15 protein-coding genes and 1 pseudogene are annotated in these 11,646 nt (G+C 48.6%); 14 read left to right on the plus strand and 2 right to left on the minus strand.

The annotated features are described in order from the left end of the window. Window positions 1-137: 137 nt before the first annotated feature. Window positions 138-767 (minus strand): inovirus Gp2 family protein, encoded by a 630-nt coding sequence (locus D6029_RS18490; RefSeq protein WP_120066193.1) that lies wholly within the window; start codon window positions 765-767, stop codon window positions 138-140. 768 nt (window positions 768-1,535) lie between these two features. Further along, complete coding sequence (locus tag D6029_RS18495; RefSeq protein ID WP_120066194.1) at window positions 1,536-1,733, minus strand: helix-turn-helix transcriptional regulator; 198 nt, start codon at window positions 1,731-1,733, stop codon at window positions 1,536-1,538. A gap of 426 nt (window positions 1,734-2,159) precedes the next feature. Here D6029_RS18495 and D6029_RS18500 point away from each other — a divergent pair, with 426 nt between their 5' ends. From D6029_RS18500 to D6029_RS18570, 14 genes and pseudogenes are all read left to right on the plus strand, one after another. Continuing rightward, a complete protein-coding gene (locus tag D6029_RS18500) occupies window positions 2,160-3,086 on the plus strand; it encodes a hypothetical protein (protein WP_120066195.1) in 927 nt (308 codons plus the stop codon). A 103-nt stretch (window positions 3,087-3,189) separates the two neighbouring features. Further along, entirely contained in the window at window positions 3,190-3,822 is a 633-nt protein-coding gene (locus tag D6029_RS18505) for a hypothetical protein (protein ID WP_120066196.1), read from the plus strand. A 93-nt stretch (window positions 3,823-3,915) separates the two neighbouring features. After that, entirely contained in the window at window positions 3,916-4,740 is an 825-nt protein-coding gene (locus D6029_RS18510) for a DUF932 domain-containing protein (protein ID WP_120066197.1), read from the plus strand. Between the two features lie 255 nt (window positions 4,741-4,995). Continuing rightward, the gene (locus tag D6029_RS18515; protein ID WP_120066198.1) at window positions 4,996-5,733 is read left to right on the plus strand and encodes a YaaW family protein; all 738 of its coding nucleotides are present in this window, start codon (window positions 4,996-4,998) and stop codon (window positions 5,731-5,733) included. Window positions 5,734-5,757: 24 nt separating this feature from the next. Next, a complete protein-coding gene (locus tag D6029_RS18520) occupies window positions 5,758-6,459 on the plus strand; it encodes a helix-turn-helix transcriptional regulator (RefSeq protein WP_120066199.1) in 702 nt (233 codons plus the stop codon). An 83-nt stretch (window positions 6,460-6,542) separates the two neighbouring features. Beyond that, window positions 6,543-7,130, plus strand: coding sequence for a DUF4339 domain-containing protein (locus D6029_RS18525; RefSeq protein WP_120066200.1), 588 nt, complete (start codon window positions 6,543-6,545; stop codon window positions 7,128-7,130). Between the two features lie 57 nt (window positions 7,131-7,187). Next, window positions 7,188-7,529: a hypothetical protein gene (locus D6029_RS18530; protein ID WP_120066201.1), complete on the plus strand. Its 342-nt coding sequence runs from the start codon at window positions 7,188-7,190 to the stop codon at window positions 7,527-7,529. A gap of 23 nt (window positions 7,530-7,552) precedes the next feature. Beyond that, on the plus strand, window positions 7,553-7,951 hold the full coding sequence (locus tag D6029_RS18535) for a hypothetical protein (RefSeq protein WP_120066202.1): 399 nt from the start codon (window positions 7,553-7,555) through the stop codon (window positions 7,949-7,951). A gap of 95 nt (window positions 7,952-8,046) precedes the next feature. After that, window positions 8,047-8,520: a RadC family protein gene (gene radC, locus D6029_RS18540; RefSeq protein WP_120066203.1), complete on the plus strand. Its 474-nt coding sequence runs from the start codon at window positions 8,047-8,049 to the stop codon at window positions 8,518-8,520. Between the two features lie 89 nt (window positions 8,521-8,609). Further along, window positions 8,610-8,945, plus strand: a complete 336-nt coding sequence (locus tag D6029_RS18545) for a type IV toxin-antitoxin system YeeU family antitoxin (RefSeq protein ID WP_418230276.1) — start codon at window positions 8,610-8,612, stop codon at window positions 8,943-8,945. Window positions 8,946-9,008: 63 nt separating this feature from the next. Next, a complete protein-coding gene (locus tag D6029_RS18550) occupies window positions 9,009-9,392 on the plus strand; it encodes a TA system toxin CbtA family protein (protein ID WP_120066204.1) in 384 nt (127 codons plus the stop codon). After that, a complete protein-coding gene (locus D6029_RS22770; RefSeq protein ID WP_120066205.1) occupies window positions 9,389-9,580 on the plus strand; it encodes a DUF5983 family protein in 192 nt (63 codons plus the stop codon). The genes D6029_RS18550 and D6029_RS22770 overlap by 4 nt, the downstream gene beginning before the upstream one ends. A gap of 122 nt (window positions 9,581-9,702) precedes the next feature. Next, window positions 9,703-10,548 (plus strand): DUF4942 domain-containing protein, encoded by an 846-nt coding sequence (locus D6029_RS18560; RefSeq protein WP_208642697.1) that lies wholly within the window; start codon window positions 9,703-9,705, stop codon window positions 10,546-10,548. A 327-nt stretch (window positions 10,549-10,875) separates the two neighbouring features. Beyond that, window positions 10,876-11,178, plus strand: a pseudogene (locus D6029_RS18570) (hypothetical protein); the annotation flags it as partial. Window positions 11,179-11,646 lie beyond the last annotated feature (468 nt).

An 11,646-nucleotide genomic window follows, 5' to 3' on the forward strand; every position in this document is an offset into this window, starting at 1 on the left:
TTAGGGTATACAACAATGTAGTATCCCTTCGAGCTTGCTATTCATTGCAATGCTTCAGGAGAGTAAAAAGCAAATACGAAGACAAATTTCAATTTTCAGCGTTATCACAGAGAATTAGGTAAAATAATGAACATTCCTCAATGTTGACTACAGCCAAACGACCGTATCTCGCGGCTGTATGACTTCGTCCGTTCTTTTGCGAAGTAACTTAACCTGAAGCTCAGCTCATCATAAACCTGCCTGAAGTTACTGGCGTTGATGTTGAGGAAATAGCGCGGGTTCTCGGGGAAATGGACCAGTGTTCGATACTCATTGAAATCACTTATCCGAAGGGCACTCAACCATGCATTCTGTATCAGTGACGCTAAACCCGTTCCATTCTCTTCATAGCTTCCCAGACTCATAAAGGCATCTTTATTAACGAACAGCACGACATGGTAATGCGGTTTTCCATCCTCGCAGAATTCTCGTACCCATGCATATCTGAGATTACAGGGGCGTACTCTTATATCGTTTCTCCTTTTTCTTTCCAGATGAGCGTTTATTCTGGCATCCAGCGATTCAATAAATCGCTTCATCACTCCCGTATGGAGATAAGCCTCATGTGCAATGCTATCCCCTATATCCCGGCATTCTGGTAAATGAAAATCAACGCGTACAGCCATTGTTCTTGGATATTCTGTCAATGCATTATCGATTACATTCGAGAGTCTATCCAGATAACGCTGTTTTAGTGAGCCTTGTGTTTTATCAATACTATTAAACATATTAATATCCTGAAGTAATTTTAGTTATTGCAAGTCAGTTGGATTTAATCCTGCAATTAATAAAGGAGATGAGTTAATGGAATGCTCCAGAGTAATAATAGCTCTGGAGTATATTGCATGTCGGTAATTAAGCCTGAACAATCAGGCAATACACACACCCCTGATTCAGAAACAAGAGAATACATACCTGATTAGCAGCAACTTATTAAACCAGGCGAGCCATGAAAGCCTATGAGTTGAAGTGTGTGTTGATTATTACTTTAGAAATATCTACAGTTAGTCATCTGTAGATTCCAGATTAGTTGAATGACTATTCTGATATTGATTGCTCATACTAATTCCTCCGAGCGTTACTCATTACGTATGATTATCATCAATGCTTACTTGTGCATGAGTATTAAGTGTGTTTATTAAAGAGTGTATATATTACCAACCCGCCATCAACATCTGTATAAAGTAATGCCCTGGACATTTAAATAGGTCAGTTATTTCGTTATTTTTACTCCGAAGTTATGAATCTCAACGTTAAAGGAAAAACACTTTGTTTTCTTTGTCTATCTGGAATACTGCCATTAGCTGAGAAGGGTTTTAAACTCATTAAATTTGCAAACCATCTGGATATCTAAGCCTGACATTGAAATTAAAATCAGTCTGATTATTCCCTGAAAGAAACGGAAGCCTTATTAAAATTTGCTATGCTCATAGCCAAATAATATTAAGACATACTAATGAAGCTCACATCAATATCAAAGTTCATCAACATCAGAATTACTGACGAGATAACTCTACTTTTTCCTGCACCCAATTCTTTACTTCACTTTTGAACCAACGTGAAGCGCGCCCCAGCTTTACTGGCTTGGGAAACTCACCATCCTGAATAAGCTTGTAAAACCACTTGTCTGTAAGGCCAGTGAAAGCCGTTATAAACTTCATATCTACCATTTGATCATTTAATAAGTCAGTCATTTGAATGCTCTCCAACAGGAAGTTATAGGGGGAGGCATTAGCACGGTGAGTGTATGGGGTGTCACGGCGTGCTATTGCTCATGCTATTGGTGAGAGCTGTTAAAAATGACATTACAGTTCCTGAACATCAGCTTTCGTTGCCGGCTTCAGATGCAGATGAACGAGAAGAAGGTGTGATTTGAAGAAATGGCTGATTGATAACCTTACTATAAATCGCTAAGTCATTGTTATTTTTTATCTAAAATAATACTTTATAACGAAAGTAAGACATAAAACGCTACACAGGCTTTACTTGATTAACACTACTTTTTATACTGTTTCCTTACGCAGAAAACAACGTTGAGAACTACGCAGTAATCAACATAAATAATGAATATCGCTGCTAAATGCATGTGACGTGGTCACAGAGATATTACAGGAGTAAAAATGGGTTATCTGGAAGAACTAAAATCATTAAATCAGGGGAAAAGATTCTGCCAGTCTTATCTTCGCTTTATTAAAATCCAAAACACCAATGTGGATATCAGTCTCCTGGATAACCCTGGCTTTAATTCTTTCTTCAATTACACTTCTGACATAATAAAAACATTTCGAATGAGTGAGAAAGAACGTATTGATTTTGTAGTAAGAATGAGATCATATGCCAATGACCTTATCATTGAGGATAGTTATTTTGAATGGGTTAAGAACGACTATGCCATTTATTTTTTATGGATGTATTTCTTCCTTAACCCATTAGGTTCGACAACTAATGCCGTATTCTGCCCAGCAGAATACGGCAAGCTATATATAGATAATAAAGCATATCAACATTTGAATTACAATTCACCATCCAATAATACAGAGCGGTTAAACGCAGTAATATCCCATATTGATTCATTACATCTTAGCAAAAACCAGAAGTGTAGTGCCATATACATGGCCAAAGAGGCTTGGGGAAAGCAAAATAGCTTAATATCAAAGATGAAATTTCTTGATATTAAAAATCAGGAGCAATCCATTTGGCTTTGGGAATACATTACTAATTTCATTAACAATAAACCCCAGGTAATCTATTTTGAATCTGTAAAACCGTTTGATTCAAGAGACAAACACTTCCTTGCTGTTGGAATATTACTTGCCCATAGCTTTAATAAGCCTGCCGTAGCTGAACTGGCAATCATGTCTGCGACAAAAGCCTGGAACCAGAAAAAATACCGTGACAGTGTCAAAAACAAGAAAGCACTCAACACTTACATATCAACGACTGCGAAAGATAAACTGGATAAACTGGCTTCTGCGAATAACGTTAAGATTAATGAAATGCTGGAAAAGCTCATCAATGATGAATATTCTCTTATGGTCATGAAATAAAAGCAGCAAATAAAAACATTTAAAACCCATATCACTGTAATGAACTGCGTGGCTGAATATCCCGTCACGTATCCCTTACGGTCTGGTTTTAAATGAGAATGACATGTCTGAAAACTCTAATGACTTTTCCCTGCCCACCCTGCTGAACTGGATTTATCAGCAGGCCATTGAAGGAGCGGCAGGGTTTGATTCCGCTGAACAACTGGCCCGCCAGTATCTGAATGATTACCCCTCCCCTGAAACCGCTGTCGATAAACTTATCTGCCACGAATCCCTTAAAAATGCGTCCTGCAGTTTTATTACCGGGCTGGGCGGCCCCGCACTTCTGCCATTAAGTCTTCCGGTGAATGTTTCCGGGAGCTGGTATTTCCAGCTGAGAATGAGTGCTGCCATTGCCATTATTGGAGGGCACAGTGTTAATGCGCCCGAAATACAGTTACTCGCCGGTATTTGCCTGGCCGGTGATGTGGCTATCAGCCTGCTCTGTGAACAACTGCTGCGCCAGCTGGTGGCCCGGCAACTCGCTCCGGTGGCAGCGGCAGCACTGACCGGCTCACTGACCTCCCGCCTGTGTGCTCTGCTTTCCCGTCTGCTGCTGACCTCCGGCAGTGGCCTGTGGATACCCCTGATTGGCGGGCTGACCTCCGGCTCCAGGGGATATCTCACCGCCCGCGCCACCGGTGCACTGGCACGGCAGATTTTTATCTGTGACGACTTCCGTCTCTTTCAGTCCTGATTTTCTCCGCGTTTGCGTTGTCCTTTTCTTCCCCCTTTTATGCCGGTGCATTGCCACCGGCTTTATGCCGTTTTCTGAATAAAGGAGTCTGTTATGACCCGTTTAGCTTCCCGCTTTGGTGCCGCGAATGTCATTCGTCGTGACCGTCCACTGACCGACGATGAACTTCGCCTGACGGTGCCAAGTGTTTTCAGCGAGGATAAACATGCCTCACGCAGTGCCCGTTACACCTGCATTCCCACCATAACCCTGCTCGACAGTCTGCGTCGTGAGGGCTTTCAGCCGTTCTTTGCCTGCCAGACCCGTGTCCGGGACCCCGCACGTCGTGAGCACACTAAACACATGCTGCGTCTGCGCCGTGAAGGACAAATCACCGGGCAACAGGTGCCGGAAATCATTCTGCTCAATTCCCATGATGGCTCCAGCTCCTACCAGATGTTGCCGGGGTTATTTCGCCAGGTTTGCCAGAACGGTTTGATTTGCGGTGAGACCTTCGGTGAGGTGCGCGTTCCACATAAGGGCGATGTGGTCAGCCAGGTGATTGAAGGGGCCTATGAAGTGCTGGGAATATTCGACCGGGTGGAGGAGAAGCGCGAGGCGATGCAGTCACTGATACTGCCGCCTCCCGCGCAGCAGGCGCTGGCAAAAGCCGCCATCACTTACCGCTTTGGTGAGGAGCATCAGCCGGTCACTCCGGCACAGGTACTCAGTCCACGCCGCTGGCAGGATGAAAACCACGACCTGTGGACCACCTATCAGCGGGTGCAGGAGAATCTGATAAAAGGGGGACTGACGGGCCGCAATACAGCGAACCGCCGCATGCAGACCCGGGCTGTCCGGGGCATTGATGGCGATGTGAAGCTTAACCGTGCGTTGTGGGTGATGGCGGAAACCCTGCTGAGCCATTCAGGGGGTTAACTGTGGTAGTGGAATGCGTTACCGGTGTGTTGATGGTTGTTAATGAACCTCTGCTGTGCGGACAGGTGGTGTCCGCACGCCACCCTGTTCCTGTCATGGGTTTCTTCCTTAACGCCCCAGTCCCCTTATTGGGTGCGGGATGAGCGGGGATTTACCGTTACGGTAAATATTTTTTCACGCGGTCATACCCTGTCCGGGGTGGGGCTTAAGGTGATGGGCAGATAATTTCATTCCCTGAAACCGGAGTCTTCCCTGATGGCCATTTACCGTGCCGATCCCGATCTTCACTTCTTAAGTCTTGTTGATAACACCGACCTGGATTTACTGGTGAGCCTGCTCATCCGTGACCCACAGGACGGCAATGCCCGGGTGGCTGAAACCCTGACATCAACCGATGAGTACAAACAGCATGCCCCCGACCACCAGCGCTACTGGCCGTCTGTGGCTGCCGAACTGCAGACCTTTGGGGCCAACAGTCTGGTCAGCCTGTTCCGGGGCGGCCAGGGAGTCCCGTACCGGGAAGTGCTGTGTGATGCCTGCGACAAAATGAAAGTGAATTACAACAAGAACGCCACCACCGAAAACATCGAACTCAACATGCTGCTGAAGGTGCTGGAAAACAGTCTGGCGAAAATGTCAGAGCAGGACCTGCGGGAGCTGGCGAAAGAGATGCAGGTGGAGATTTCCAACCCAACTCCCCAGCTGATGCTGATGGCCGTGCAGACCGCCATACGGTCTTCGGGCTTTGCCGCTTACCGCATGACCACCATGCTGGTGAGTATTCTGGCGAAGAGCCTGCTGGGACGGGCCCTGCCATTCGGTGCCTACGTCATGCTGACCCGCAGCATCAGCCTGTTGACCGGACCGGTAGGCTGGGTGCTGAGCTCAGCCTGGCTGGCAGCCGATATTGCAGGCCCGGCTTATCGGGTGACCATTCCCGCCTGCATGCTGGTGGCCTGGATGCGTCAGAAGACCCAGTGCCAGTCACACTGATGCAGCAAAAATAAGGACACCGTTATGTATGAAGAAAGTGCCCGGGACCGGCTTGCCGTGCGGTTATCGCTGATTATCAGCCGCCTGCTGCAGGGAGAAGCCCTGTCAACCGGGCAACTGGCCGGTGAGTTCAATGTCTCGGAACGGACACTGCGCCGCGACTTTAACCAGCGGCTGGTGTATCTGGACCTCGAATGCGAGAACGGCGTTTACCGCCTGGCAAAAGGGCGTAACGGTATTCGCAGTGACCGGGACATTATCAGCTTCGCCCGTCTGACTCACGTCGCCCAGGTGTTTCCGTCCCTCGACAGTCGCCTGTTATCCCTGCTGTTAAACGGGCAGCACGACTCCCCCTTCATTGTTTACCACAAACCGCCCGCCAGTATGCCGACCTTATTTGGTGGTTTTTACCGGCTGACTCAGGCCATTGTTGACCAGCGTCGGGTCAGTCTGCGGGTGGGCGCAGACTATTTCCCGGAACTGGCACCGTACCGGCTGATTTACTTTGACGGGTACTGGTATCTGGTGGGAGAGCATGCCCGGCAGGTACAGGTTTTTCTGTTGAGGGATATCACCGATGTCACCCTGATAGGGCCCGCCTTCCGGCGCAGGGAGTCACTGACAGAACTGACTACCGGGCCCGGGTTTATTCACGCACTGCCCCATTTCCGGCTGATACGCGATGTACTGACCCGTTTCAACGAGACACCGGCTCCCGGGGAATAACCTTCCCCCAAGACACTTTTACTCACGCTGCGTGCTCAGGCACAGCGGCTCAGTGGGCTGCGGCCCGAAAACAGGAGAACACAATGACACTCTGGTATTACGAAAAGAACGGCACACGCTCTGACAGCATCACGGAAGCGGAAATGATCACCTTCATCAGTCAGGGCGGGTTGTCGTCCACCAGCCTGCTGTGGTGTGAAGGTATGGACAACTGGCAACCGCTGGCACAGACCTTACTGGCGGTGCATCTGCCACAACGCAGTGTCACGCCACCGCCTCTGCCGCCGGTATTACCGTCGCTGTCGGGCACGGGTACAATACCTTCAAATATCAATAACGTGCTCGTTTATACACTGGCCCTCTCCCCCCTCATCGGTCTGCTGTTGCGGGCCTTTCTGCTGGGGTTGTCCGGTGTGCCGGAGGAGTATATGGATTCGGCTATCACCTCCTCAGAGTACTGGTATGTCCCGCTCCTGCTTACGGTCGGACTCAGCTACCTGGATGCCTGGAAACTGAAGCAAGCCGGTATCGATACCCGTCAGTTCAGCAATATCACCTGGCTGGTGCCGGTCTGGTTGTGGAAACGCGCACAGCTTCTGAAGCACAAGCCGGTCTGTTTCTGGATATGGATTGCCAGCTTTGTTCTCACGTTATGTGCAACCGCCAGTTGATTAAAGGTCAGTCTGACACCGTTTCCTTACATTCTTTATTTCTCAACAATGAGCATCATGAAAAAAATACTCACGGCTTTTATCCTGTTGGCTGGTCTGTCTGTCACCACCACTTATGCTGCTGATATCGTGCGCGTACGAACCACTGAAACACCGAACCCGTTCATACCCGGCACGGTCGTCAAGCGGGTTGTTATTCAGTCGCTTGAAAACAATCTCACCATCACCGGGGTCAGCATTAACCGGGGCAACTGTGATATTGCCTTCTTCCATGGCAAACCACCGGTAAGGGTGAACTACGGGCAGGAATTTATTGTCAGCGTCAACCCACGCTGTCACCCCGCCGAAATTCACGTCGATACCAGCATCGGCAGTGAAGATTTCAGCACTCAACAGTAAACCAACTTTAAGGAATCTCTCTTATGCGAATCACCCTTCCGGCGCTGATTGCCGTGACTGCTGTACTGGTATCGGCTTCTGTTTCCGCCATGACGAAAAGTGAAGTCGGACAGCTGATTAACAATCCTCAGGCCCTGAGTCAGTTCGGTAACATCACCGAAGATTCACTGGCACTCACCGGCAGTGAAAGCGAAAAAACGGTGGTCGCCTACAACGACACCTTTGCCATTATCCATGTTGATAATTTCACCATGGCCTGCCAGGGAGGGGCTTACTATGGGCTCAACCACCAGGACAAAATATTTATCAGCCTTGACTCACCGGCATTCTGCGACCAGATAACGAAAGTGACGCTGACAAAAGACCACGTGATGATGTACCAGGATAAAGCGCTGTTGTTTGCATCAAAACTCTATCGCTGAGACCCCACGCGTTACGACGCAGTAACGCGACGTCGCTTTCTTCCCTGCACCCCGGTGACCACACTCACCGGGGTTTTTGTTATTAAGGAGCAGACATGACATCACTTTCTCTGTTCGCCACCTGCCCGCCACGCGAGCAGCGCATCATTCATCTGGCCCTGCGCCTGTTGGAAAAACATCTCAGACAACCCGGTGACGCTTTTCTCTCCACACACATGACCCGCGACTGGTTACGCCTGCAGATGGCGGGCCTGGAGCGGGAAGTCTTTATGGTGCTGTATCTCGATAACCAGCACCGGTTACTGGACAACGAAACCCTGTTCCTTGACACGGTCAGCCACACGGAAGTGCATCCCCGGGAGGTGGTGAAAGCGGCACTGCGCCATAACGCGGCGGCAGTGATACTGGCGCATAACCATCCTTCCGGTGAAACCACCCCCAGCCCGGCGGATAAAACCCTCACTCACAAACTGGTACAGGCCCTGGGGCTGGTGGACATCCGGGTACTTGACCATCTGATTACTGGTGGGCGTGAGGTATTTTCCTTTGCCGAGCACGGGCTGCTGTGAGGAAAAATGAACATTATCAGCACGAAAGAAGCACGGACCGTATACCGGCCTGATGAGTCTCACACTGAACTGAAAACAGGAGCAAAACCATGCCAGACAAAGAGATGAACGAATGGGGACTGCGGCGGGATATCACTCCTCGCTTCGGGGCAAGGCTGGTACAGGACGGTCCTCGCCTGCATTTTCTGGCGGACCGCGCCAGTATCACCGGGATTTTCAGCGAAGAGACATCCGGTCATCTGGACCAGGCCTTTGAGCATTTTATCCGTCACCTGGAGCTGATGCTGCTTTCAGGCAAAATCACTCCGCGCCATGCACAATGTGTCACGCTGTACCGCAACGGACTGACCTGTGAGGCCGACTCATTAGGCAGTTGTGGGTATGTGTATATCGTCATTTACCCGACGCCTGCCGCTGACACCTGATACCGCCCCTGTTTTACTTACCCCCCCTTTCCATTCTGACTTAAATCACAAGAGAGATTCACAATGCAGACTTTACCTTCGCCCATGGTGCAGGCGGGACAGTGCTGTCCGTCACCGGTTACCGTCTGGCAGACATTACTCACGTGCCTGCTGGAACAGCATTACGGCCTCACCCTTAATGACACCCCGTTTGGCGATGATGCGGTTATTCAGGAGCATATTGATGCCGGTATCTCACTGGCAGATGCGCTGAACTTTATTGTAGAAAAATATGAACTGGTACGGACTGACCGCACCGGCTTCACGGTAATGGAACAGTCCCCCTTTATTAACAGCATTGATATTCTGCGGGCCAGGAAGGTGAGTGGTCTGATGAAACGTGAGGGGTATCAGGACGTCACAGCAATAACCTGCGGCCAGAGCCACAGGCAGGGACAGAATCAATGAAGATATCACTGAATATTGAAGCGGACAGCGTCAATGTGCGGGCCCTTAATATGGGCAAAATTGCCGTTGAAGTGGACGGTATTGAGCTGGCTGAACTGATCACTGCTGTGAACAGCACTGGTGATATTCTCATTATTGGTAAAGAACCGGGCACCTTCATTATTGCTGACCCCGGCTCACCACAATAAATCAGCCGGAATACCAAACGTTATCCCCTCCAGGTCTCTGCATTAATAAAACCAATCCACCATTCGCGTATAAGCGCCAGCCCTCTCTGGCTGGCGCTATTTTTTATATTAAGGAAACAATGATGTCTGACATTCCTGATGAATCCTCGGTCCTCACCGGCCATACCGATGTCATCTGCTCCACCAGCATTGAACGCATCGTTACCGGAAGAAATGTGGCACTTGAACGCATTAAAAGCGTTATCCAGCAACTCGATGATTTATCAATACTGACCGCATCTATTGGCGGCGGAACCGCAAAAGACTGGGCGATGCGCCAGGGCCATCGCTATGACTGCTGGCTGACTGAAAAAACGCAGGCCGCGATTAAAGCTATTACCTGCAATATCGATCGCAGTGTCTGGCGTGACCTGATGCTGAAATCCGGCATGCTGGCATTGATGGACGCTCAGGCTCGCGACCAGTGGTATAAGAGTCTTGAAGGCGATGAACTCCCTGCCATCAGCGAAGATAATATCCTCTCCACCTTCAGACAGTTACATCACACCAAACATGAGGTTTTTGAGCGCGGAATTATCAATGTGTTTAAAGGATTATCATGGGATTATAAAACCAACAGCCCGTGCTGCTTTGGCAGGAAAATCATTATCAATAACTTGGTGACACATAACCGCTGGGGCTTCAGTCTGAACTGGGGATGGCGAAGGGATCAACTGGCCGACCTCGAGCGGATGCTGTTTTTGCTTGATGGTAAACCTGTTCCTGACAATCGGGGTGATATCACCACCCGACTGATGGAGCATATTCGTGATAACCCCGGCCTGTCTGTTTACGAAGATAACTATTTTGCTATACGTTACTTTCAGAAGGGAACCGGACATATCACCTTCAGTTGCCCGGTGCTGGTGGATAAAATGAATGATATTGTGGCAAAACACTATCCAGGGATGCTGGCGAAAGAGTTGTAATGTTTTTTAGCAACCACTTGGTATTTCTGTAATGTATATTAACTTTGATTTCTTCGATAAATGAAGTTTCGGTATTGCATGATTTTTGTACGGTTTTTTATTTGTGGGTATAAGTGCGGGTACAAAGACCGATGATTGTTAATGAATGACTTTTATATCAGAGTATTAGATCTTATGTGCGAGTCCGGCCTTCGCACCATATGTATGTAAATAGACCTCAACTGAGGTCTTTTTTTATGCCTAAAATCCAGTCCCCGCAAGGCTTTTCCCCGCTTTTCAGTCAACCGACGTCAATCTGAGTTACCCCACATCAACATGCTTTTGAGTATCCTCGCCGTCAATGGCCCGCCGGGAACAGAGAAAACCACACTGGTTCTTTCTATTATTGCCACTGAATGGGTAAGAGCCGCTCTTAACAAAACTGAGCCACCAGTCGTTATTGCTACTTCAACGAATAACCAGGGTGTCACCAATATCATCGAAGCGTTCGATAAAGACTTTGGTAAAGGCGCTGGAACAATGGCCGGGCGTTGGCTGCCTGAGCTGAAAAGCTATGGCGCTTACTTTCCATCTTCGGGCCGGAGGGCCGAGGCCACGAATAAATACCAGAGGGATGATTTTTTTAACCGAGCAGTTCGCGCAGCTTAAGCAAATCGAACCAGTGTGGAACAATCTTAACTGCATTCGTCAGGAGGATGGAGGGCAAAATATCTATTTGCTTCAGAAGCATTGCATTGCAGTTTGAGTTCCATCAGCGAAAAGATTCAGGCGCTGCATAAATGCAGATCTCTACCTTGCATGGCATGGCGCAGTGTCTGATGTAGGGCTAACCCCGGTATGGTACAGCTTCATATTGAGAACCCATCCATCAAAGTACCGAAAGCTACATATATAAGGGCATATAGATGAAGAATAGTGCCGATAGCCTGCGCGAATTTGTATTGTGATGGGAATGACTTCAACAGAAATACGGGCTCTTTGTGGATAACTTTGTGCACAACTGCGTATAAGGCGGGGTTTTGCTGGGGATTGCAGCAGTCAGTCAAATTACTGCATATTTAGGGTTGCAGCCTCAGAAGAACTCCCTATAATGCGCCT

It is taken from the genome of Buttiauxella izardii (assembly GCF_003601925.1).
Lineage (GTDB): Bacteria > Pseudomonadota > Gammaproteobacteria > Enterobacterales > Enterobacteriaceae > Buttiauxella > Buttiauxella izardii.

Coding starts and splice junctions, on each gene's coding strand:
- D6029_RS18490 (WP_120066193.1), bottom strand. CDS start 767: ATGTTTAATAGTATTGATAAAACACAAGGCTCACTAAAACAGCGTTAT.
- D6029_RS18495 (WP_120066194.1), bottom strand. CDS start 1,733: ATGACTGACTTATTAAATGATCAAATGGTAGATATGAAGTTTATAACG.
- D6029_RS18500 (WP_120066195.1), top strand. CDS start 2,160: ATGGGTTATCTGGAAGAACTAAAATCATTAAATCAGGGGAAAAGATTC.
- D6029_RS18505 (WP_120066196.1), top strand. CDS start 3,190: ATGTCTGAAAACTCTAATGACTTTTCCCTGCCCACCCTGCTGAACTGG.
- D6029_RS18510 (WP_120066197.1), top strand. CDS start 3,916: ATGACCCGTTTAGCTTCCCGCTTTGGTGCCGCGAATGTCATTCGTCGT.
- D6029_RS18515 (WP_120066198.1), top strand. CDS start 4,996: ATGGCCATTTACCGTGCCGATCCCGATCTTCACTTCTTAAGTCTTGTT.
- D6029_RS18520 (WP_120066199.1), top strand. CDS start 5,758: ATGTATGAAGAAAGTGCCCGGGACCGGCTTGCCGTGCGGTTATCGCTG.
- D6029_RS18525 (WP_120066200.1), top strand. CDS start 6,543: ATGACACTCTGGTATTACGAAAAGAACGGCACACGCTCTGACAGCATC.
- D6029_RS18530 (WP_120066201.1), top strand. CDS start 7,188: ATGAAAAAAATACTCACGGCTTTTATCCTGTTGGCTGGTCTGTCTGTC.
- D6029_RS18535 (WP_120066202.1), top strand. CDS start 7,553: ATGCGAATCACCCTTCCGGCGCTGATTGCCGTGACTGCTGTACTGGTA.
- radC (WP_120066203.1), top strand. CDS start 8,047: ATGACATCACTTTCTCTGTTCGCCACCTGCCCGCCACGCGAGCAGCGC.
- D6029_RS18545 (WP_418230276.1), top strand. CDS start 8,610: ATGCCAGACAAAGAGATGAACGAATGGGGACTGCGGCGGGATATCACT.
- D6029_RS18550 (WP_120066204.1), top strand. CDS start 9,009: ATGCAGACTTTACCTTCGCCCATGGTGCAGGCGGGACAGTGCTGTCCG.
- D6029_RS22770 (WP_120066205.1), top strand. CDS start 9,389: ATGAAGATATCACTGAATATTGAAGCGGACAGCGTCAATGTGCGGGCC.
- D6029_RS18560 (WP_208642697.1), top strand. CDS start 9,703: ATGTCTGACATTCCTGATGAATCCTCGGTCCTCACCGGCCATACCGAT.